This window comes from Desulfonatronum parangueonense, assembly GCF_054656975.1.
The window spans coordinates 1,949,251-1,970,925 of the sequence record NZ_BAAHXH010000003.1 but is presented as its reverse complement, the minus strand read 5'-3'; the positions used below and the strand labels follow the sequence as shown (position 1 = coordinate 1,970,925).

Here is a 21,675-nt window from a genome sequence, read left to right as displayed (position 1 = left end):
GTTTGCCCTTGATGCATCCGTATTGCTTACAGCAGCAACGCATTGCTGGCCTGCAGCAGCAAATCAAAAAGCCCCTGGGGCATCAATCCCAGGAACAATACTCCCAAGGCAAGTGCCAGGGCAACGGTCGCGCCGATCATGGTCCCTTGAATGGAGGTGGGGGAATCCTGGTCCATGGTATAGGCATGACGCACCATGTTCAAATAATAAAAGATGGCGAGGGCCGTATTGAGCGCCGCTATGACGACGAGAAGGTGGAATCCTGCTCCCCAGGCCGCATTAAGCAAAAACAGTTTGCCGGTGAATCCCCCCGTGGGTGGAAGCCCAACCAGACCAAAGGCAGCCACGGCAAGAACAAAGGCCAGTAATGGTGAACTGCGATGCAGTCCTTTCAGATCGTGAAGCTGGATATTGCGCCCGTCATCCGCAAGCCGGGTGATCACCCAGAAGATGGTCAGATTCATGACCACATAAACCAAGGCATAGTAGGACGCGGCGGCAAGCCCATAAACGCCGCCCGCCACAAGTCCCATAACCACGAAACCCGCGTGGGCGACACTGGAATAGGCCAATAGACGCTTCAGATCGGTCTGGCGAAGAGCGAGCAGATTGCCCAAGGTCATGGAAAATATTGCGAAGATTGCCAGAATGATTTTTATCTCAACGCCCGGTTCCAGGCTCATCAGGCGCACAAGAACGACAATGGCCCCGACCTTGGGCAAGGTTGCCGCAAAAGCGGCAGTCTCATTGCTGGCTCCCTCGTAAACGTCAGGCGCCCAGAAATGGAAGGGGAACAAGGCCAGCTTGTACAGGAAAGCCAGAGAGAACAAACCCAGACCGACAAGCGCCATGGGCTGTTCGGCAAAAGACCAGTTCATGGTCGCAAGTTCATGCAGGTACGTCGTATGTTGCCCCGCGATGATGTAGGACACGCCGAACAAGCCGATGGCCGTGGCCACGGCTCCAAAGAGGGCGTACTTGATGGCCCCTTCAACGGCCTGGGGGTTGTCGTTGCGCAGGGGGAGCAGAATGTACAGGCTGTAGGATGCCAATTCGAGAGAAATATACAGTGTGAAAAGTTCAACGGTGCTGGCCAGGAGCATGAGGCCGAAGGCGCTCATGAACATGAAGAAAAAGTAATCCGCCCTGTTGGTCTTGCCCAGGGAGTTGTTCCGAAGGGCGTTGATAACGCATATTGCCAGCCCGAGTAGGACAATCAGCTTGAAGAATTGGGATAACCCGTCAATTTGGTATGAATCGTAGAACATCATGCCGGACTGTTCCAGGGACAGCGCGGCAATAAGTACGCCGCCAAGGGAGGCATAGGCCAACCAGTCGGTCCTGTCCTTGATCTTGTCCGTGACGGTCTGCACGAACAGGACGATCAAGAGGACAACCATGTACAGTTCCGGAATGATCAGGGAAGGGGTGAAGTTCAGCAAGGCGTGTCTCCTCTTGCGTATCCGTAATCCAGCGCTACAGGGATCGCTGGTGGTGGTTCAATTCGTCCGTTGAGCGGTGAGGTGAACTGCGTTCGGGGCCTTGGATTGTTCCATCGGGGCCACGTTGTTTTCAGGGACCATGTTGTTTTCAGGGACCATGTTCGGCTGGATCAAGACCTGGTGAGGACGTTGCCGTGAGTCCTGGTACTCTTCGGAGACAAAACGATGATGTTCAAAGTTGTGCAACAGATTTTCGATGGACGGTCCCATGATGTTCAGGGCACGCCCGGGCGCCAGACCAAGATAAAAGACAAGAGCGAGCAGGGGGAGCAGATAGGCCCATTCCCTTGAATTGACGTCCTTCCATTCGGCCCCTTTGGCGGGCGTTCCCCAGCCCACGGCCAGCAAGAGCCGCATCAGATAGGCCAGTCCAAGAAGCAAGCCGATGATGAACAGAACGCCCAGGAGATAGCTGGCCTCGAAGACGCCGATCAGCACCAGCAGCTTGCTGAAGAAACCGTTGGTTCCCGGAAAGCCGAAGGCGGCCAGGGAAAAGAGCAGCAAAAAGCCCGTATAGATCGGCAGATGCCTGCTCAGCCCGAGATTGTCGTCAATCTCGCGGCTGTGGCTGCGTTCGTACAACAGGCCGACCAGCATAAACATCGCGCCGGTGATGATTCCATGGTTGACCATGTGCATGATGGCGCCCTCGACCCCTTGGAAGGCGAAAACAAAAATGCCCAGGGTGACGAACCCCATATGGGCCACGGAGGAGTAGGCGATGAGTTTTTTCATGTCCTGCTGCCCGATGGCGACAAATGAACCGTAGATAATCGAAATGACGGCCAGAACGATCATCAATGGCGCGAAGAATTCACTTGCAGCGGGGGTAATGGGCAAACAGAACCGCAAAAAGCCGTAGGTTCCCATTTTGAGAAGGATGGAAGCCAGCAGAACGGAGCCGGCGGTGGGCGCCTCGACGTGGGCTGCCGGAAGCCATGTGTGAAACGGAAACATGGGCACCTTGATGGCAAAGGCGATGGCCATGGCCAGGAAGGTCAGCTGCTGGAAATGAAGCCCGAAGCGCTGTTCCATCAGTTCGGGAATGGCAAAGGTTCCTCCCGCGATGAAAAAGGCCACGATGGCTACCAGAAGCAGGGTGCTTCCGGCCAGGGTGTAGAGGAAGAACTTGATGGAGGCGTACCTGCGCCGGGCGCCGCCCCAGACCGCGATGAGCAGGAACATGGGCACGAGCATCGCTTCCCAGAAGATGTAGAACAGGACAAAGTCCAGGGCGCAGAACACGCCCACGCAGGCCGTGGTCATGAGCAGCAGACAGATATGGAATTCCTTGACCCGATCGCCGATGTAGCGCCAGGAGCAGAGCACGCACAAGGGCAACAGCACGACCGTGAGCACGATCATCAGGATGCTGATGCCGTCGATGCCGAGATAGTACTGAATGTTCCATGCCTCGATCCATGTCCGTTGTTCCACGAACTGGAAGTCGGCCGTGGAGAGGTCAAAGGCCAGGAGCGGCAAAAGCAGGAGGCATTCAAGAATTCCCACAGCCAGAGTGGCATATCGGATCGTCTCGTCCTTGCGCAGAAAGACCAGGGCGATTGCCGCCGCGAGGGGGAAGAAAATCAAGGCGCTGAGCACGGGAAAGTCTGCGTGAAGCATGATCGGCTACTCCGGGAGCGGTGTGAGTTCAGGTTGCATATGCGTCTCGTGGGTGAGGAAGCCTAGCGGATCATCAGCCATGTGGCTCCGCCGATGAGTACTGCGAGAACAACGGCCAATGCCAGATAATCCTGGATCCTGCCCGTGAGCAGCTGGGACATTGCCGTGCCTGTGTTTCGAAAGTTGTGGGCCGTTCCGTCCACAACGCCGTCGATGGCTTTCTGGTCGAACCAGTTGGAAAGGCTGGCCAATGAGAAGACGGAAGCAGGGATTTTCTGGTTGATGGCGCCGTCCGCGGCCACCTCGAGCCGGTCGCGGACGATGGCGGCCGCCCGCATTACGCCGCGCACGAAAATCCAGTTGAACAGGCTGTTGATGTACCACCTGTTCCACAAAAAGGTGTGCAGGACCCTGAGAACGCCTGAACGCTCATGAAACGCGTTCACGTTCCATGATCTGGAAACATAGAAGAAATAGGCCGGGATCGCACCAATAACGACACTGCCGATGGACAGACCGACGACGAGGGAGGGGGGAAAGACAGGTATGCCCTCTCCGGCCATCAATCCGAGACCGGAAACGAGCTGGGTGTTGAACAGGGCATACAATGCGTGCTCAGCTTTTGGGCCGAGCAGGCCGAAAACGACGAGGCCGACAGCCAGTGCGCCACAGGCGAAGGTCTGAGGCAGAAGCCCCTCGCCTACATGATGATGCGGCTTTTCCGTCTCCTTGCGGACATGGTCCGAGGCCTTGCCGTGAAAGATCATCCCGAAATATCGCGTGGAGTAGAACGCGGTGAAGACCACGGTAACGAGGACGATGGCGAGCAGGGTATAGTTCTGTGACTCCAGAGTGGCGTACAAAACGGCTTCCTTGCTCCAGAATCCCGGAAGTGGAGGCACGCCGATCAGGGAGAGGGTGGCCAGGCCCATGAACAGCCATGTGTAGGGCAGAAATTTTCTCAAGGTGCCCATTTCATGGATATAGATGGAATGCACGGCATGGATCACCGTGCCAGCGCACAAGAACAGACAGGCCTTGAACATGGCGTGGCTGACCAGGTGAAAGGTTCCCGCCATGTAACCCTTGACCAGCAGGTCCTGGCTGAAACCGGCAACGCCCATGGCCAGCATCATGAAGCCGATCTGACTGACCGTGGAATATGCCAGCACTTTTTTCAGCTCCAGGGCAACCAGGCCCTGGCTGGCGGCCAGAAAGGCGGTGATGGCGCCGATCCAGGCGACGATCAGGAAGAAGTACATGGCTTCCTCCACTCCGGCCGTCCAGTAGCCGTAGTAGAAGATGGGGATGAACCGGGCAATCAAAAAGACGCCGCTCTTGACCATGGTGGCGGCATGGATCAGCGCGGAAACCGGGCCAGGTCCGGACATGGCTTCAGGAAGCCATTCGTGGAGCGGGAACTGGGCTGATTTGCCCACGGGACCGGCAATGAGCAGGATGCTGACCAGCACGATCATCCACGGGGTTTGGGCCATCAGGGGGATCCATTCCGGCGCCGTCTGGTACAACTCGAGGATGTTGAAGGTGCGGGCATAGAAATAGACGATCAGGATGCCGCCGAGCATGAGCATGTCGCCGACGCTGGTGACGATGAAGGCTTTGACCCCGCATGCCGAAGGCTTGTCGAAGGAGTAGGGTTCAGGACCGCCGATCCAGTACTTGCGGTCATCCCGGTAATAGAATCCGATGAGGCCGTAACTGCACAGGCCCACCAGCTTCCAGCCGATGAAGATGATGATCAGGTTGTCGGCAAGCACCAGAAGCAGCATGCTGCCGATAAAGGCGTTCATGAGCATCCAGAAGCGCATGATCCCGGGATCGCCCTTCATGTACCCGATGCAGTAGACCATGATGAAGAAGCTGATCACCGCGACCACGTTGGCCACGATGATGCTCAGCGGGTCCAGTAGCACTCCGAAGGTGATGGTGATCGGCGTGTTCAGCCAGAGCACCTTGGACTCCAGCGGGAGCATTTCCGCGGTGAATAGAAGCGGGAGCATCATCACGGCGCTGAGCGCGGTGAGGAAAGAGAAAAAAACTGCTCCGTACGTCATCACCGTGGTGCTGATGCGGCCCAGAAGGGGGGTCGCGAGTACGCCGAGGAGCGGAATCGTCAGGCAGAGCCAGGCAAATTGGATGTCCATCGCAAGTCCATTCATGTTAGGGTGAGTGGTTTGTCCTGTTTCCAGACGTCGCTACATGTTCGCCAGGTATCCGCTGATAACCGGTTCAAAGAGATTCATGATCAAGGAAGGATAGAGCCCCAGGGCCGCCGAAACCAGAATGATGACGATCAGGGGCGCGGTCATGACCCAGGATGGATCGCGGAGATGGGGATCGTTGGACAGCTTTTCCGGAAGCGGTCCGAAGAAGATGACCCTGGTGAAATGCACGGCATAGGAGATGGTCAACAGGATGGCGATGAGGCCGATGATGCCGATGACCAGACCGATGTTGTCGCCACGTTCAAAAATTCCGGCAAACATCACCACTTCCGCGGCAAAGCTGCTGAAGGGCGGAATGCCGGCCAGCATCATGCCGCCGGACAGAAAGAGCAGGGCCGTCAGGGGCATTTTGGCGGCCAATCCGCCCAGTTGATGAATGTTCCGGATATGGGTGGTGTAGACCACGAGGCCGCAGGCCGAAAAGAAGACGGTCTTGCCCATGATGTGACTGAGGAAGAAGAACAGGCCTCCCTCGATACTCGCGGCGGTCAAGGCCCCGATTCCGAGCATGGAATAGGCGCTCTGACTGATGGTGGAGCAGGCCGGGATGCGTTTCATGTCCGTTTGGGCCAGGGTCAGGAGCGAACCATAGACCATGGTGATCACGGCGAAGATCATGATCGGCGGCCCGAAGACCTGGAAATCGTCCCACAGGGGCAGGACCAGCATTCGGACGATGATGTAGGCGGCAATGTTGGCGTAGACCGCCAGCAGACCCGCGATGCATGTGGGATGTTCGGCATGGACCCAGGGCATCCAGACATGAAGTGGAACGATGGCCAACTTTGCGAAAAAGCCGATCAGTACCAGCAAAATGACCCAGAAGGCCAGGGGGTGGCCGGAGAGCAGATGGATCTGGTCCATCTGGAACGATCCCACCTGAGCGTAGATGATCACGACGCCGCCAAGGAAGAACAGCGCGGAGAAAACCCCCCAGATGAAGCACATCACGGCCACCTTGACCCGGTCCTGGTAGCCGAAATAGGCCATCAGAAAGAACAGGAAGAGGGTCAGGACTTCCAGAAAAAAGTACATCAGGACAAGGTCAGCGGCAAAACTGACGCCCATGAACCCAACCGGAAAAGGCATCAGGAGATAGAAGAACGAGGTGAAATAGTTGACCTGTCCCCGCTCATCGAGTTCCGGATACAGAAGTTCGATCCGGTGATCGATGTACTTGATGGAATACGTACATAAGGCGAGGCACAACAGATTGCAGATCAGGGCGATGGAAATGCTGAGTCCGTCGGCCAGCAAATGAATGCTGATTGCTGGAGCGGAAAGAAGAACGTATTTTTCAACGATAGTGTTGCCGTGATAGATCTCGATCATGGCCATCACGAGAAGAACGGTGGTGTACATCAATCCCATGACGGCCACCCAACCGGCCTTTCTGCCGATCTGATATCGCAACAGCAGGATGACCAGGGAGACAAGGGCTGGTACAAGAATTGTCTGCAGAAGAATGAACGGCATCATTTCGCGAATCCTTGGGGTATGGGCGTATTATTGTTCTATCCACGCATGGTGGCCAACCGTGCGGCCTCCACGCCCTTGAAGCGTCGAGTGACGACGAGTACGATCGCCAGGAGCAAGGTGGCCTCCGCGGCCGCTATGCCCATCACCAACAAGGTTCCGACCTGCCCTATTTCATTGGGTGTCGGAGTGAGCTGGGCAGAGGCCATGATGCTCAGCCCCGCTCCGTTGAGCATCAATTCAATCCCGAGGATCATGCCCACCAGGGTCCGGCGGTAGATGACGCCGAACAGTCCGGTACAGAGCAGAAACAGGGCCACCAGGTGATAGATGGTCATCGGGCTCATTTCAGGAATCATCGCTGTTTCCTCCGCTCAAAACCGAGAATCACGGCTCCGGCCATGGCCACCGTCAACAGCAGGGAGATCAATTCAAACGGCAGGATGTAGGGTTCCAGAAGGAACCGACCCAGTGCCTTGACCTCGGTTTCTTCGGCCACGAGCATGGACTCCGGGGCCTTGTAGATGATCGTCAAACCCAGAAACAAGGCCGGAGCAAGGGCGGTCAGGGTTGCCGTAACAAGACGTTTTCGCGATCCGCCGCGGAACTCGTCTCCCGTGGACCAGGACTGGGTGAGCATGATGGCAAAGAAGATCAGGATGCTCACCGCGCCGACGTAGATCAGGATCTGCATCAGGCCGACAAAGGGCGCGTTCATCATGAAAAACAACCCGGCCACGCCGAACAGCGTCATGATCAGCCCCAGCAGAGCCCGGACAAGATTCTGGGAAAGCACGGTCATCAGGGCTCCCACGACGATGAAGGCGATGTGCCCGAACATGACCGCATAGGCGAGACTTTGGCTTGGCATCACGACTCCTTGGGTTCGCCCTGGGTGCGGGGGGCGGCCTGGGCACGCATCCGGGCGAGAAGGTCATATTGAAAATCTTCCAGCTGCTCGCTGGCCAGATAGACATCACTGGAAAAACGGATCGCTCCGGCAGGACAATTCTGCACGCAGAGGCCGCAGAGGCTGCAGTAATTGTAGTCCAGGTGAAAAGATTCCGGTTCCCGATGCATTTCCACTGGGTGACTGACTTTTTTTCGGAATTCCAGCGGCAGAGCCAAGATGTCGGGATGGGGCGGCAGAATCGCCGAATCCGAAACCGTTCGCTGTCCACGCACCGTGATGCAGCTGGAAGGGCAGAGTTGAGCGCAGGCTCCGCAGGCGATGCATCTGGGCCGAAGCGGGTCCTCCTCGGTACAGACCATTTCGATATGCCCCCGGAAGCCTTCCAGAGTATCCACCGTCTTGCGGGGATAATGAACGGTTATCGTAGGCTGGAAGAAATTGTACGTGGTCACTTTCAGCCCGACCAGCATGCTCCATGCGCCGGTCATGGCATCGCGCAGAGTTTTTATCATAAGGCAATCACCAGTGCCGTGATCAGCAGGTTGATCGTTGCAAGAGGTATCAGCCATTTCCAGCAGAGGTTCAGGAGCTGGTCGAAACGAACTCGCGGATAGGTCCAGCGGAAAAACATCATCACGATCAGCAGGAAGTAGACCTTGGCCAGGAACCACCACCATCCGGCGACAACAGGGCCGTTCCAGCCGCCAAGAAACAGGACCGTGGCCACGGAACAGGCAATAATCATGTAGGCATATTCGGCCAGAAAAAAGACGCCGAAACCCATACCTGAATATTCGGTGTGAAATCCGGCAGTGAGTTCGCTTTCGGCCTCGGGCAGGTCGAAGGGGGCGCGGTTCGTTTCGGCCAGAGCGCAGAGAAAGAAGATCACGAAGGCCACAGGCTGCGTCAATATGTGCCATTGCCATGGCCAGGCGCCTTGGCCGGCGGAGATTTCATAGAGATTCAGGGAGCCCGTAATGAAGACAATGGGCAGGACCGAGAGCAGCAGGGGAATCTCGTAAGCTACGGACTGGGAGATGTTTCGGGCGGCGCCGAGCAGGGCGTACTTGTTCTGGGAACTCCACCCGGCCAGGCAGATGGCCAGGACATTCAGGCCGACAAAAGCCAGGATCAGGACCAGACCGACGTTGATGTCCAGAATGTGCAGGTTCGGCCCGAAGGGAACGGCCAGAAAAGCCACCGGCACGGGAGCCAGGGAAAGGATCGGGGCCAGCCAGTACAGCCACTTGTCCGCGCACGCCGGCGTGAACATCTGCTTGCCCACCAGCTTCAGGCCGTCTGCAAGAGGTTGAAGCAGGCCGTAGGGACCAACCTCGTAGGGACCGGGGCGGCGCTGAATGAAACCGGCCACCTTGCGCTCCAGGTAGACCAGCACCAACCCGTTGAGGCCGACAAAGGCCATGATTGCGGCCAGACCGACAAAAATAACGATCAGTTGCGTGGGAAAAAGTTCCATCATCTGTCTATCTCCGGGATGACGAGATCCAGGCTGCCCAGGGTGGACACCGCGTCGGAGATCAGGGAGCCTTCAGTGACTTCCGAGAGCAGACTGAGATTTGAGAAGCTCGGTGATCGCAGCTTCAGTCGGTACGGTGATTCGCCACCATGGCTGACCAGATGGACGCCGACCTGTCCACGGGCGCTTTCGACGCTGAAATAGGCGTCGCCAGGAGGAGGGCATGGGCGACGAGGAGCCAACGGGTGGATATGATCGCCTGTCGGAAGTGCATCCAGAGCCTGGAGCACGATGGACACGCTCTGGCTCATTTCATCCATACGCACCATATACCGCGCAAGCGCGTCGCACTGATCGTACACGGGAACCTGGAAGTCGAACTGCGAGTAGACCGAGTAGGGTTCTGCCCGGCGGACGTCGTATCCGATGCCGGAGCCGCGCATGACTGGACCAGTGGCGCCGTAGCTCCGGCAGACTTCCGGTGATATGTCCCCCACCTCTTCCACGCGGCTGCGCAGAATGATGTTGTCCGTAACCAGGTCCTTGAAGGTCTTCAGACGTTCGTCGAAATCAAGACAAAAAGCCCGGACTTCCTCCACGAAGCGTTGGTCCACATCCGTGCTGACGCCGCCGAATCGGTAATAACAGAAGGTCAGTCGAGAGCCGGTGATCCTTTGCAGGATGTCCATCAATCGCTCCCGATCGGCGAAAGCGTACATGATCGGGGTAAACGCTCCCAGGTCCAGAAGGTATGCCCCCCACCAGAGCAGATGGGATTTGATCCGGTTCAATTCGCAGGTGATGACCCGGATATATTCGGCTCTCTGGGGAACCTCGAGGCCCATCAACCGTTCCACCGCGCCGACATAGGCCCAATTCCAGGCCAAGGCATGCAGATAGTCAACCCGTCCCATGTTCGGCAGGTATTGAGGATACGTGCGAGTTTCCCCCATCTTTTCCTGCATCCGGTGAACATAGCCGAGTACCGGTTCCGCGCGAACGATATACTCGCCGTCGACCTCCAGCAGGACGCGCAAAACACCGTGCGTGGAAGGGTGTTGCGGGCCCATGTTCAAGATGAGCCGGTCTTTGCGCAGGTCTGGCTGGAATTTTTGGGCGTAGAAATCGCCAGTGCTGTCCAAACGTAAGTCCAGAGTCATGAGGCGTTCCTAGGGAGTGGTTTGCGGCTTCGCGGTCACGGAGCGAATAAATTCCGGATCCTGGACCGTGAGCGGAAGATGGGATCTTCCTGGAAACAACTGGTGCAGGTCGCAACGCTTGCCTTGCTTCTTGCGCAACGGCGGATCTCCCGAAAAATCCGCCGGCAGGAGCAGGGGCAACAGGTTGGGGTGCCCGGTGAAGGTGATGCCGAAAAAATCGAAGCATTCCCGTTCATGCCAGTTGGCGCCGGCGTAAATGTCGCTGATTGTGGGCGCCTCGGGATGTTCATGGTTGATCATCACACGCAGACAGATTCTGCCCGGGTTTTGGGTGTGGTTGAAGTGGTATACGAGCAGAAGACCCTCAACCAGTTCGAGACAGGTAATGTTCTCGATAAAATAATCGTTTTGCTTCAGGATTCGCGAAGCCTCCACCAGGGAATCAAGGGCCAGGAACAGGTCGGCGCGATATCCGGACTGTACCGGCAAGTCCCCGGCAACTTGAAAAATGGATGCAACAGAATGTTCAGCGGACATGTTCGGCTCCAACGGAATCTGTTTCAGGCATCGGCCACCATCGCTTCTTGGTGATCTTTTGCTGCAACTGGAAGAGACCCTCAAGCAGGCCCTCCGGGCGAGGCGGACAACCGGGAACATAAACGTCCACCGGCACCAGTTTGTTGACGCCCTCGACAATTCCGTATTGTCCCTCGAAACGGAACGGTCCGCCGGAAATGGCGCAGTTGCCCATGGCAATGACCCAGCGGGGGGCGGGCATTTGCTCGTACAGGCGGACGAGCAAGGGAGCCATTTTTATAGAAACCGTTCCCGCGACGATCATCAGATCTGACTGGCGAGGCGATGGCCGAAAAACTTCGGCACCGAACCGGGCAACGTCGAACCTCGCCATCCCGATGGCCATCATTTCGATGGCGCAACAAGCCAGGCCGAAGGTCATGGGCCACAGGGACATGCTTCGACACAGGTCCAGAGCTTTCTGGGACAGCGTAAAATTGATGACGGGCGCTTCCGTCTCCGTATCCGCAGGAAGAATGCCTAAAACCTGATTCTCTTGGGCCATGTGAAGACTCCCTTTTTCCAGAAAAAAATCACTGATGACAACAGGATGACAATGAAAATGAGCAGCTTGATAAATGGCACCAATCCTTCACCATCCGCATAGGCCGTGGCTACGGGAAAAAGAAAGAGCACGTCGACATCGAAGGCAAGGAATAACAAGGCGTAAAAATAGTAGTTGATGCCAAATTTGGTCCACGCAGATCCATACGGATCCATTCCGCATTCATATGGAGTGTACAACGCGGGAGATTTGGCTCTTGTTGCAAGCAACATTGAAGCTATAAAAGGAGCAACAGCAAAAAGAACTCCTGAAACAAAAAACAGAAGAATGGAAACATGCAGCCATGAAAGACTCATATGTGTATCTTCCTTGGATGAATTATTATCAAGCTCTTGGCTCGCCAAATTGTAAAGTGCCGTGTGCAGAAAATGGATACTGGTCCATAAATAACATGGATTAAAAAGGATTTTTTTGTACTCAAGAATGTTTAGGCAAACATAAACATCAAAGAAAAATCATTGTCAAGCAAAAAAATGATTGTTTTTTTTTTCTCAATCTCAATATCCTGTTGCGTTGATTTCCGGTTTTCTGTAGTGTGACGAAGATATTGTAATCCCGACTTCATTGGTCGGGATTGCCTTGCAACATTTCTCTTTGGTCCGACGTATTTTATCAGCTTTACTGGTTGATCCGAACCATCCGCTATTGTCCAGCAGGCAGTACGGAATTGCACAATGGAGGAAGAAGTATGGCCACAACGAGTTGTTTCAGTGTCTGCGGTATGTGTACAGTCCGGTGCCCCATCCAGGTGGACGTGGACGGCGATGAGGTAACGTTCATCCAGGGCAACCCTCACTCACCACTCAAGGGGGCGCTCTGCGCTCGCGGCGGTGCCGGACCAGGCCTCATAAAGGATTCAGATCGGATTCGTCATCCGCTGATTCGGGAAGGCGAGCGCGGCGAGGGGCGCTGGCGCAAGGCGACATGGGAGGAGGCGTATGCCCATGTGGCGGAGAAGCTCAAGGGCGTGGTTGAGAGCCATGGTCCCAACGCCGTACTGTGGTCGGATCGTTCCGGTCCCTTCGTGGATATGTATAAGGCGTTCATGAAAGGCATCGGATCCGTAAACTACAGCAATCACGATGTTTCCTGCGCTCGGAACGTGCATCACGCGGCCCAGAGCGTGACCGGCTACGGTCGGACGGATTTCGTTTACGACTTCAAGAACGCCAAGCATGTCGTCCTGCAGACCCGGAACATTTTCGAGGCAATCAACGTGGCGGAGGTGAACAACCTGCTGGATGGAATGGCCGATGGCTGCAAGCTGACGGTCATTGACATTCGGGCGACCATCACCGCTGGGAAAGCGCATCGATTTTTCCAGATCCGCCCAGGAACGGATTATGCCTTCAATTTGGCGGTCATCAATGAGCTGATTGAAAAAAATCTCTATGATACGAAATACGTGAAGAAATATGTTTCCAACTTCGATGCACTGAAGAGCTTCATCGGTGAGTACACTCCGGAGTGGGCCGAGACGGTTACCGGCGTCAAGCCCAAAGAACTGCGGGCTTTCGTGGCGGAACTGGCCAAGGCGAAGCCGGCCGTGATCTGGCACCCTGGCTGGATGGCCGCCAGGTATCAGGACTCATTCTATGTTGCCAGAACGGCCTACGTCATCAATGCCCTTCTGGGCAGTATCGGCAGCAAGGGAGGCTTGGCCATCGGAGCCAAGCCGGCGGATTGCGGGCGCAAGGGATTGAAGGCGCTGGCTGACCTGTTTCCAAAACCGGAAGGCAAGCGCGCCGACGGCGTCGGTTGGAAACATACCCATTTCGATGCCGGCCCTGGCTTGCTTCATCTGGCTTTCAAGGCCATCGAAAGTGGCGACCCCTATCCGGTGAAGGCCTATTTCGCCTGTCGACACGATCCGATGCAGGCCATGCCTGACCCGGATGCACAGAAGCGGATCTTCGCGAACCTGGACTTGCTGGTGGCAATAACATTCTCCTGGTCGGCAACGGCCTGGAATGCGGACGTGGTTTTGCCCATGTCCCCATACCTTGAACGCGAGAGCATCATCGCGTCCAAGGGGGGCTTGAAGCCGCAGTTCTTTGTTCGTCAGCGCGCCGTGGCGCCACGCTACGATACCAAGGCGGACTGGGAAATCCTGGCCGGTTTGGCGCGCGCCATGGGCATGGAAAAGCTGGCTTTCGACTCCATTGAGGACATCTGGTCCTATCAACTTCAGGATACCGGAGTCAGCCCTCAGGACTTCGATGCCAAGGGATTTGTCTCGTTGGCAGACAAGCCGATCTACCACGACCGGGATAAATTGAAGTTCAAGACTCCTTCGGGGACCATCGAAATCGTTTCCGAAAAGCTGGAGAAGGGCGGTGTGCCATCGCTTAAGCCGTATGAGGACAAGGAAACACCGCAGGGGGATCAGTTCCGAATTACCTTCGGTCGGTGCGGAGTGCACACCCAGGGGCACACCATGAACAATCCGATTCTCCATGAGCAAATGCCGGTCAACGTGCTTTGGATCAACCGTCAGCGGGCCGGGGAATTGGGCATTGCAGACGGAGATCTGGTCCATGTGGCGGGAAACAACGGGTATTCAGGCAAGATCAAGGCTTTTGTAACCGACTTCATCCATCCGGAGGCCGTTTTCATGGTTCACGGATTCGACGACGGCGTTCCTGCTGAAACCAGGGCGCGCGGGAAAGGCGTTGCTGATCACCGGTTGATGGTAGGTGGATTGGAGAAATGGGATCCTGCCGGCGGCGGCATCGCCATGCAGGAGCATTTCGTCAGGGTGCGCAAGATTTGATCAAAGTTTGGACCGCATAGATGAACGAAAACAAAACGGCGGCCCCCAGGGGGCCGCCGTTTTGTTTTCGTGGAGGAGGGAAAATTTGTTTGTTGCGGACTCACTTCGTCCCATTCCGCATGGTCCCGGCGATGGGGAGGGTGACGACGAAGCGGGCCCCTTGGCCGGGCTTAGAAACTACATGGATGGTTCCGGCGTAGTCCGTGACGATGTCGTAGCAGATGGACAGGCCGAGGCCGGTGCCGCGGCCGACTTCCTTGGTGGAGAAAAACGGTTCAAAGATCCGCCCGACCACGTCCTTTGCGATGCCAGGGCCGGTATCCACGACTTCAGCGATCACGTTTCTGGAGTTGGAACGGGTGCGCAGGGTGATGATCCGATCCGCGGGCATGCACTCCTTGGTCGTGCATTTGTCCTCTATGGCGTCCCTGGCGTTGACCAGCAGGTTGATGAACACCTGTTCCAGGCGGTTCGGATCGGCCAGTACCGGGGGCTGGTTTGGGTCAAGTTCCCAATCAACGGATATGTCCCGGATTTTGAGCTGCTCGCTGAAGAAATCGCAGGCCCGGCGCAAGACGTCGTTGACCAGCACTTCCGTGCTCTCCAGGTTCGGTTTGCGGCCAAACTCCCGCATATGTTCGATGATCCTGGTGGCACGGGCCACATTGTTCACGATTTTAGATGTCATGGTTCGTAGTTCGTCTAGATCTGGGGATTCCCCTCGGTGGGCTTTCCGCAAAAAGTAATTGGCCACCATTTTCAGGACGGCCAAGGGCTGGTTCAATTCGTGGGCCACGCCGGCGGCCATTTCCCCCAGGGTGGCCATTTTGCTGGACTGAATGACCTGCTGCTCGGCGCGAATGCGGTCCGTGACGTCAATGACCACAGCCAACAGGATGTCCTTGCCGTCCAGAGTGGTGCGAGCAATATCGATGGACACGAAGAATTCGTCTCCGTCCTTGTCCATGTGCTTGGCTTGGGAGATGTGTTGGGGGCCCCGTAAAGCTTCGATATGGGCGTCAGCTGAATCCGGCGCGAACAACATGGTGAAGGATTTTCCGATCACCTCTCCTTTGCAATAGCCGTAGAGCTGCGGCATCTTGCGGTTGCAGTTGCGGATGTCCAGGGTTGAGGCGTTCAGTTCGAAGACGGCCACGGGAATGTTGTCGAAGATGGTGGCATATTTTCGTTCGGACTTTTTGAGCTTTTGTTCCAGAAGTTTGCGTTGGGTGATGTCCAGACACATTTCCATCACCGCGGTGACCTTGCCGCTACTGTCCCGGATGGGTGCCGTGGTCACGATCCAGTGGGCCGGGTTGCCGTCCTTGTAAAAACCCGTTTCCTCGGTGGTGTGGGATTTGCCGTCGGCAAAGGTTTTCTCCACCGGGCAATTCACGCACTTTTCGTTGCGACCTTTGTATATCTTGTAGCATTTCTCCACGGGCTTGGCGCCGAACTGCTCTCCGAACAGACGATTATAGCGCATCAGGCGCAAATTCCGGTCTTGAACCGTGATCAAGCACGGGACGCCATCGAACAGACTCTGGTACATGGAAAGCAGGTCGTCCATTTCCAGACGGCGCTGACGTACAGAATCGGCTATGGCGTTCACCGTGGCGGCTAGTTCCCGAAATTCTCCGGCCTTGTCCACGTCTAAAGGCACCCAGGCTGCGCCTTGCGATTTGTTTTCCAAAGGGGCCAAGATTCTGGCCAAAGGATTGGTCAGTCTGCGGGAGATGACAATCCCGAAAGCGAGCATGATCAGCAGGGCCACTGGCAAGACTATAAGAAACTCGCGAATAGCCCCGAAGACACCTGAGATGTGTTCGGGCCGGGTCAGGACCAGCAAGAAGTGCATGGCCATGAGAGCGAGCAGGCCCAAGGCCATCAGCAGGCAGAGACGGAATGTCAGGGAGCGAGAAAGGATGTGGAGGCGGTCTCTAGTGGAGGTAGGCATGGCCGTTGGCTATGGGGATTGGCTTGGCGACACGGCCATAGGCAAGGCAATCCGGAAGGTCGTGCCTTTGCCGGGAGCCGAGTCCACGGTGATGTTGCCGCCGTGCCTGGAGATGATCTCATGGGCGACGAACATGCCGATTCCCGTGCCCAGGGCCCCTTTGGAGGAGAAGAACAGGGTGAACATATTATCCATGGTTTCTTGATCCATGCCGATTCCGTTGTCCCGGACGGTGAACACGGCGTGACCGTCGGCTCGGGCAACGCGAAAATCGATCCGGTGTTCCGCGGCGTTGCGGTTGAACAGGCAGGCATCCACGGCGTTTTCCAGGATATTGGCCATGGCCGAGTAAAAGGCGACGTCATCAATCAGGATTTGGCCATCCGCTTGAGAAAAATCCGTTTGAAAGAGGATTCCGGACTTGCTCGCCTTGGCGGAAACGGTTTCGGCCAGATGTTCGGCAACGCTGTGCAGGACGTGCGGGGCGAGGTTCGGTTCGCGGGACTTGGAGTAGTACAAGATGTCCTTCACGGTCCGGCGCATGTGATCCAGCCTGTGGCGAACGGTTTTCCAGCCCGCGGCGACCCTCTCCAGGTCACCCTTTTCCAACCCCTTGTCCACTCGGTAGGCACCGCCGTCGATGGCCATAAGCAAACCCTTGACACCGTGGGACATGGAACCGAGCATGATCCCAAGAGATGCGAGATGGTCCTGCAATTGGCGGATCTGTGTGATGTCCGTGGCCACTTCCAGGACGTGGCTCACGTCGCCGCCAGCGTCAGTAAGGGGTGCGGTCCAGACTAAAATGTTGCGTTGATCGCCGGCCAGGGGGGTGACAACGGTTTCGTACTGGTGCGGAGTACCGTCCTCGAACGTGGCAAGAACCGGGCAATCGTCGCAAGGGTCTTCGCGGTGCTTATATAACTCATGGCAGGTGTGCCGCGAGGGGTCGCCAAAGTCCCGGCGAAATGTCTCGTTGGCTTCCACGACACAAAGATCGCGATCCTGTACGGTAATGGCGCAGGGCACCATGTTGAAGAAATATTCGAATTTGCGCTGGGTGTGGGACAGTTCAGCCTGAAGTCGGCGCATTTCTGAGACGTCCACGGCGATTTCCAGCAGCAGTTCCAGTTCGCCAGCCGTGCCGATGACCGGAGAGACATAAGCCATTACCGGCAGCACGGTTCCGTCCGTGGCGACCATGGTCTCGTGACGGTGGATGCTGGCCCGGGCCTCGGCGGCTTCGCGCACCGGACTTTTCCATCCCTGCTCGCCGCAACGTTCGTAAACGCCACAACTGGCCAGCCCGGAGCGGTCGCCGAAGCGGTCGCGATAGCCTTCATTGGTGGTCACGACTTGGCATTTGGCGTCATGGATGGCGACATAAAACGGTAATTCTGGGAAATAGTCTCCGGATGCGGGATCAGCGGCCAGGATGGTCAAGGCCCGGCCCATGCCTTCCATGATCTGGGTCGCTGCCAGCTTTCGCTCCATTTCCACCAGGGCCGCGGATTTTTCGTGGACCAATTGTTCCAGGTTTTCAGTGTGCTCGCGGACTTGTCGGCGCAGCCGGATACGTTCGGACACTTTGCCCAGGGCGATTTCCAGCAGTTCTTCATCGACAGGCTTGGTGATGAAGTCCGCGGCGTCGTGCTTGAGGCTTTGGATAGCCAGATGCATGTCGCCGTGCCCGGAAATCATGATCACCTCGGTTTCCGGACTGAAAGACTTGATTTCCTTGAGCACGGCGATGCCGTCCTTGCCGGGCATCTTGATGTCCGTGAGCACGATGTGAGGCCTGCTGCGCTGGAAAACCTCAATGGCCTTGAAGCCGTCGGCAGCGAGGATGGTTGCGAAGCCGAGTTCCTTGAGCAGGATCGCCATCATTTCGCGGATATCCTGCTCGTCGTCCACGATCAGTGCGGTCAGCATGTCGCGGGGTGTGTGGGTGTTCATTGATTTTCCGAAAGGAGGAATGTTTGCGGCCGACAATTAAGACGAACATCGGCCGCAAACAAGTGTTGGCTAGCGAATCATGTCCGCGACGAGCTGCAGGAGCTTCGCATTGTCAATGGGCTTGGATACGGTTGGAACGTCCTTGGTCAGCACCGGCGGCCGCGGCCCCACGCCGCTGACCACGATCACGGGGATATCGCGGATGGAATCATCCTTGCGCAACCCGGCATAGAAGTTTGTCCCGCCTTTTTCAGGCATGTCCATGTCCAGAGTAATCAGGTCCGGTTGTTCGGCGCGGACTTTCTCCAGACCTTCCACGCCATTGAGCGCGGCTACTGTCCGGTATCCCTCGTCCTGGAACAATTCCGTAAGGTAATCCAGAATTTCCGGATCATCGTCGACGATAAGAATTTTTTTAGTCATGCAGATCTCCTTTTCTTGAGTGAAGGTACGCTGCGGGATGAATATGTGAACTGCTCAACTTGAGCAGGGAAAAGTGGCTGTTCAAAAACTTGCGACAAGCATGGCCTGGATTCCCGCCTTCGCGGGAATGACTTTTTCAAATGCCGTCTCTCGAGTCAGTCATACCGGCGAAGGCCGGTATCCAGTTCAGGTTTTATCGAATGAGCTGAATAGCTACGAATATTTCCATATCAATTACGACTCGGGAGTCGCGAATCGACTCCCGTCGCCGAAATGAATTACTTCAATTTGCCGAGGGTCTTGGTCATTTCGACCATGACGCCCAATCCTTGCTTGGCTTCCGGACTGGACATGGCTTTCATCATGCCGAACATGCCGGTGGGCTGAACATCCGTCAAATCCAGTTCCGTAAAGGCATCGGATGCTTTTTCGATCATGTGGCGGACCTTGGGATCGGAGAGCTTGCTGAGCATGCCGATCAAGAATACGAAGGCGTCGCCCATTTCCTCGATCTGCTCGGGGCCGTACTCCTGGGCCACTTTTGCACGCAGGCCAAGCATGGCCTGATAGGTCCGAAAAACTCCCTTTTGTTCAAGGTCGTCGAGATAGGCTATGGCCTTGGGGACCGTGGATTTGAGCAAGGGCTCGGAGGTGTGCCAAAGGTCGATGACGTTCTCCAGCTGTTTTATTGTATAGGTGATGTTCTTGACGTTACGCATCATGGTCTTGAGCAGTTCGAACGAGTCCTCCAGTTGAAATCCGGTCTCCACGTCGCCCAGCTCATGGAGCATCAGCTTGAAGGCGTCATTCATGACCGGTTGGAGTTCCCGCCTGAGATTCTGCGCGGCCACGGCGCGTTCGTGCACCAGCGCGACCTTGGCCTCGATCTCGTCGAGCCGTTTGAGGATGAGGTCTTCTTTGGACATCTGCATGAACCTCCCGGGTTAGGCTTTGGCCAAGTGACGCATTTTTCCGGCCATGAACATCTGCGGTTCCAGAGGCAGTTCACTGCCCTTGAGCATCATGTCGAAATAGACCCACTTGAACATCATCTTGCCCCAGTAATTCATGTGCGATTCGCCGAGTAGGGAAAACGGCCCGATCCCTGGGAAGGGGTATTTGCCCGGAAGAGGTTGGACTTCGTAGTTGAAGTCGATCAGGTAGGCCTGTTCGTACCCGGATACAATGAAGCAGGTGGAGTGGCCATCAAAGTCCGGACGCGGTTCTTCGCCCTCCATTTCGCGGACCAGGTTGTCCACCACGATGTCGGACTGATAATGGGCAACGCTGCCAGCCTTGGAAGTGGGCACGTTGGTGGCGTCGCCGATGACGTACATGTTCTCGAAGTTCTTGGCCTTCAGGGTGTGCTTGTCCGTTTCCACGTAGCCCATGGCGTCGCCCATCCCGGAGTCGGTGATCACCTCCTGTCCTAAGTTCGGTGGGATGGCCACCAGCAGGTCGTAGGGCACTTCCTCGCCGGAGACGGACTCAATGGTCTTCTTGCCAACGTTGACGTTGTCCACCACGAAGTTCGGGGTGACCTTGATGTTTTTGTCCTCGCAGACCTTGCCGAGGATCTCGGCGGCAACAGGCTTGGTAAAGGCGCCGGTCAGCGGAGTGACCAGTTCGATCTCGATGTTTTTGCGTACACCATTGATGGTGAAGAACCAGTCGGCGAGATAGACGAATTCCAGTGGAGCCACGGGACATTTGATGGGCATTTCCGCGATGTGGTGGACAATGCGCCCTTCCTTCATGTTCTTCCACTTTTTGAACAGAGCTACCGCACCGTCCGGGGTGTAGAAATTCTGAATGTTGCCGCCCCAATCGTCCATCATGCCCTCGACTTCATCCGGCGCGATGCGGCAGCCCGTGGCTACAACGACCCAATCGTACGAATAGGAGTCGTTCTTGCATTTTACGGTCTTTTTTACAGGATCGATGGATTCAATGGAATCCATGACCAGCTTGACTCCCTTGGGAACAAAGTCCGCTTTTGGCTTGATGCAATCGTCCAGGGTGTAAACTCCGAAAGGAACAAAGAGCCATCCGGCTTGATAATGATGCTGCCAGTCGCGATCAATGACCGTGATCTCCCACTCCTTTTCCGGAAGTTTTTCGCGTATTTTAGTGGCAACCATGGTCCCGCCGGAACCGGAACCAAGAATGAGCAGTTTTTTCATGATCTGGAACTCCTTTGATAAAATATGGTTATATGGGTAAATAAAAGACTGGATAGGATCCGTTGATGCTGCCGACAGCCAGAGATCGGATTTGAGTCATGCGACTCTTGCTGTCTCAAGATTTGTCGTGCTGTTTGGGCCGAGAGCCTGTGAGAAAGGCTGAAAAGAAGTGTTGTCGCGATAGCTGTTGTTAGGCTGGATCATCCCGAACAAGGTGATGGAGTTGAGTTTGTTCTGCAAGGCGGAGTTCAAATCATCCCACAAGGATGGTTCCCCACATGAGTCCATGGAACTGCAATTTCCAGGTTGCATGCAGCATGAGAGACAAAGGTCTTGGTCAAGGGCCTGAACAATTCCGCCAAGAGTGATTTCATTGGGGTTTCGGTGAAGAAAGTAGCCACCACCGGGACCACGCAGTCCTTTGACCATTCCGGCCTTTCTTAAGGGCTTTAGAATTTTCTCAAGGTATTTCAGGGAAATGCCAAGATCTTTTGCAATTGATGCGGCCCTTTTGGGGACATTTCTATTGGACTGGGCAAGGTTTATAAGGAGGCGGGTGCCATGCCTCGCACGGCTGGATAACTGCACGTTAATTACTCCTGTCAATCAGTTAGTTCGTGACGAATGACGACTCGAATTGTTGACTAGATTAATCTAAATTGATTTTGTCAAGTTTATGGAAAACGGCACGTGATGAAGCCTGCAATAGGAATCATTAATTTAGAACATTAATCCACTATATTTGTTGGATTCCGGACCAATGACCTTGTTTATTTGCTCAGGGTGCGAGTCCAGATGTCAGTATACACTGCTAAATTAATCTGGTTTATTTTAATCCATATTGT

Annotated in this window: 19 protein-coding genes; 1 reads left to right on the top strand and 18 read right to left on the bottom strand. The window is 55.7% G+C overall.

Features of this window, described 5'->3' with window-relative positions:
- Positions 1-26: 26 nt before the first annotated feature.
- The 12 genes from ACYQ15_RS09075 to ACYQ15_RS09020 all read right to left on the bottom strand — a co-directional run bounded on the left by ACYQ15_RS09075 (position 27) and on the right by ACYQ15_RS09020 (position 11,834).
- Positions 27-1,439: an NADH-quinone oxidoreductase subunit N gene (locus tag ACYQ15_RS09075; protein ID WP_459939563.1), complete on the bottom strand. Its 1,413-nt coding sequence runs from the start codon at positions 1,437-1,439 to the stop codon at positions 27-29.
- 60 nt (positions 1,440-1,499) lie between these two features.
- Positions 1,500-3,125 (bottom strand): complex I subunit 4 family protein, encoded by a 1,626-nt coding sequence (locus tag ACYQ15_RS09070; protein WP_459937197.1) that lies wholly within the window; start codon positions 3,123-3,125, stop codon positions 1,500-1,502.
- A 62-nt stretch (positions 3,126-3,187) separates the two neighbouring features.
- A complete protein-coding gene (locus tag ACYQ15_RS09065) occupies positions 3,188-5,290 on the bottom strand; it encodes an NADH-quinone oxidoreductase subunit 5 family protein (protein ID WP_459937196.1) in 2,103 nt (700 codons plus the stop codon).
- 51 nt (positions 5,291-5,341) lie between these two features.
- A complete protein-coding gene (locus ACYQ15_RS09060) occupies positions 5,342-6,850 on the bottom strand; it encodes a complex I subunit 4 family protein (RefSeq protein ID WP_459937195.1) in 1,509 nt (502 codons plus the stop codon).
- Positions 6,851-6,885: 35 nt separating this feature from the next.
- Positions 6,886-7,194 carry an NADH-quinone oxidoreductase subunit NuoK gene (locus ACYQ15_RS09055; protein WP_092120450.1) on the bottom strand — a complete coding sequence of 103 codons (309 nt, stop codon included), beginning with the start codon at positions 7,192-7,194 and terminating at the stop codon, positions 6,886-6,888.
- A gap of 8 nt (positions 7,195-7,202) precedes the next feature.
- Positions 7,203-7,718, bottom strand: coding sequence for an NADH-quinone oxidoreductase subunit J family protein (locus ACYQ15_RS09050; protein WP_459937194.1), 516 nt, complete (start codon positions 7,716-7,718; stop codon positions 7,203-7,205).
- The gene (locus ACYQ15_RS09045) at positions 7,718-8,272 is read right to left on the bottom strand and encodes a 4Fe-4S binding protein (protein WP_459937193.1); all 555 of its coding nucleotides are present in this window, start codon (positions 8,270-8,272) and stop codon (positions 7,718-7,720) included. Before ACYQ15_RS09045 ends, ACYQ15_RS09050 begins: the two co-directional genes overlap by 1 nt.
- On the bottom strand, positions 8,269-9,240 hold the full coding sequence (gene nuoH, locus ACYQ15_RS09040) for an NADH-quinone oxidoreductase subunit NuoH (RefSeq protein ID WP_459937192.1): 972 nt from the start codon (positions 9,238-9,240) through the stop codon (positions 8,269-8,271). The genes ACYQ15_RS09045 and nuoH overlap by 4 nt, the downstream gene beginning before the upstream one ends.
- Positions 9,237-10,397: an NADH-quinone oxidoreductase subunit D gene (locus ACYQ15_RS09035; protein ID WP_459937191.1), complete on the bottom strand. Its 1,161-nt coding sequence runs from the start codon at positions 10,395-10,397 to the stop codon at positions 9,237-9,239. Before ACYQ15_RS09035 ends, nuoH begins: the two co-directional genes overlap by 4 nt.
- A gap of 9 nt (positions 10,398-10,406) precedes the next feature.
- Complete coding sequence (locus ACYQ15_RS09030) at positions 10,407-10,934, bottom strand: NADH-quinone oxidoreductase subunit C (RefSeq protein ID WP_459937190.1); 528 nt, start codon at positions 10,932-10,934, stop codon at positions 10,407-10,409.
- Positions 10,924-11,478 (bottom strand): NADH-quinone oxidoreductase subunit B, encoded by a 555-nt coding sequence (locus tag ACYQ15_RS09025; protein ID WP_459937189.1) that lies wholly within the window; start codon positions 11,476-11,478, stop codon positions 10,924-10,926. Before ACYQ15_RS09025 ends, ACYQ15_RS09030 begins: the two co-directional genes overlap by 11 nt.
- Positions 11,454-11,834, bottom strand: a complete 381-nt coding sequence (locus ACYQ15_RS09020) for an NADH-quinone oxidoreductase subunit A (protein ID WP_459937188.1) — start codon at positions 11,832-11,834, stop codon at positions 11,454-11,456. Before ACYQ15_RS09020 ends, ACYQ15_RS09025 begins: the two co-directional genes overlap by 25 nt.
- A gap of 392 nt (positions 11,835-12,226) precedes the next feature.
- Here ACYQ15_RS09020 and ACYQ15_RS09015 point away from each other — a divergent pair, with 392 nt between their 5' ends.
- Positions 12,227-14,311, top strand: a complete 2,085-nt coding sequence (locus tag ACYQ15_RS09015) for a molybdopterin-dependent oxidoreductase (RefSeq protein WP_459937187.1) — start codon at positions 12,227-12,229, stop codon at positions 14,309-14,311.
- Positions 14,312-14,411: 100 nt separating this feature from the next.
- Here the strand turns inward: ACYQ15_RS09015 and ACYQ15_RS09010 are convergent, their stop codons facing one another.
- From ACYQ15_RS09010 to ACYQ15_RS08985, 6 genes are all read right to left on the bottom strand, one after another.
- Positions 14,412-16,268 (bottom strand): PAS domain S-box protein, encoded by a 1,857-nt coding sequence (locus ACYQ15_RS09010; protein WP_459937186.1) that lies wholly within the window; start codon positions 16,266-16,268, stop codon positions 14,412-14,414.
- Between the two features lie 9 nt (positions 16,269-16,277).
- On the bottom strand, positions 16,278-18,224 hold the full coding sequence (locus ACYQ15_RS09005; RefSeq protein WP_459937185.1) for a response regulator: 1,947 nt from the start codon (positions 18,222-18,224) through the stop codon (positions 16,278-16,280).
- A gap of 69 nt (positions 18,225-18,293) precedes the next feature.
- Positions 18,294-18,647 carry a response regulator gene (locus ACYQ15_RS09000; protein ID WP_459937184.1) on the bottom strand — a complete coding sequence of 118 codons (354 nt, stop codon included), beginning with the start codon at positions 18,645-18,647 and terminating at the stop codon, positions 18,294-18,296.
- Positions 18,648-18,925: 278 nt separating this feature from the next.
- Positions 18,926-19,573, bottom strand: coding sequence for a helical membrane plugin domain-containing protein (locus ACYQ15_RS08995; RefSeq protein WP_459937183.1), 648 nt, complete (start codon positions 19,571-19,573; stop codon positions 18,926-18,928).
- 18 nt (positions 19,574-19,591) lie between these two features.
- A complete protein-coding gene (gene sqr, locus ACYQ15_RS08990) occupies positions 19,592-20,830 on the bottom strand; it encodes a type III sulfide quinone reductase, selenoprotein subtype (RefSeq protein ID WP_459937182.1) in 1,239 nt (412 codons plus the stop codon).
- 96 nt (positions 20,831-20,926) lie between these two features.
- Positions 20,927-21,418 carry an RrF2 family transcriptional regulator gene (locus ACYQ15_RS08985; RefSeq protein ID WP_459937181.1) on the bottom strand — a complete coding sequence of 164 codons (492 nt, stop codon included), beginning with the start codon at positions 21,416-21,418 and terminating at the stop codon, positions 20,927-20,929.
- Positions 21,419-21,675: the final 257 nt, after the last annotated feature.

Coding starts and splice junctions, on each gene's coding strand:
- ACYQ15_RS09025 (WP_459937189.1), bottom strand. CDS start 11,478: ATGGCCCAAGAGAATCAGGTTTTAGGCATTCTTCCTGCGGATACGGAG.
- ACYQ15_RS09065 (WP_459937196.1), bottom strand. CDS start 5,290: ATGGACATCCAATTTGCCTGGCTCTGCCTGACGATTCCGCTCCTCGGC.
- ACYQ15_RS08995 (WP_459937183.1), bottom strand. CDS start 19,573: ATGTCCAAAGAAGACCTCATCCTCAAACGGCTCGACGAGATCGAGGCC.
- ACYQ15_RS09000 (WP_459937184.1), bottom strand. CDS start 18,647: ATGACTAAAAAAATTCTTATCGTCGACGATGATCCGGAAATTCTGGAT.
- ACYQ15_RS09005 (WP_459937185.1), bottom strand. CDS start 18,224: ATGAACACCCACACACCCCGCGACATGCTGACCGCACTGATCGTGGAC.
- ACYQ15_RS09010 (WP_459937186.1), bottom strand. CDS start 16,268: ATGCCTACCTCCACTAGAGACCGCCTCCACATCCTTTCTCGCTCCCTG.
- sqr (WP_459937182.1), bottom strand. CDS start 20,830: ATGAAAAAACTGCTCATTCTTGGTTCCGGTTCCGGCGGGACCATGGTT.
- ACYQ15_RS09055 (WP_092120450.1), bottom strand. CDS start 7,194: ATGAGCCCGATGACCATCTATCACCTGGTGGCCCTGTTTCTGCTCTGT.
- ACYQ15_RS09070 (WP_459937197.1), bottom strand. CDS start 3,125: ATGCTTCACGCAGACTTTCCCGTGCTCAGCGCCTTGATTTTCTTCCCC.
- ACYQ15_RS09015 (WP_459937187.1), top strand. CDS start 12,227: ATGGCCACAACGAGTTGTTTCAGTGTCTGCGGTATGTGTACAGTCCGG.
- ACYQ15_RS09060 (WP_459937195.1), bottom strand. CDS start 6,850: ATGATGCCGTTCATTCTTCTGCAGACAATTCTTGTACCAGCCCTTGTC.
- ACYQ15_RS09020 (WP_459937188.1), bottom strand. CDS start 11,834: ATGAGTCTTTCATGGCTGCATGTTTCCATTCTTCTGTTTTTTGTTTCA.
- nuoH (WP_459937192.1), bottom strand. CDS start 9,240: ATGATGGAACTTTTTCCCACGCAACTGATCGTTATTTTTGTCGGTCTG.
- ACYQ15_RS09035 (WP_459937191.1), bottom strand. CDS start 10,397: ATGACTCTGGACTTACGTTTGGACAGCACTGGCGATTTCTACGCCCAA.
- ACYQ15_RS09030 (WP_459937190.1), bottom strand. CDS start 10,934: ATGTCCGCTGAACATTCTGTTGCATCCATTTTTCAAGTTGCCGGGGAC.
- ACYQ15_RS09050 (WP_459937194.1), bottom strand. CDS start 7,718: ATGCCAAGCCAAAGTCTCGCCTATGCGGTCATGTTCGGGCACATCGCC.
- ACYQ15_RS09045 (WP_459937193.1), bottom strand. CDS start 8,272: ATGATAAAAACTCTGCGCGATGCCATGACCGGCGCATGGAGCATGCTG.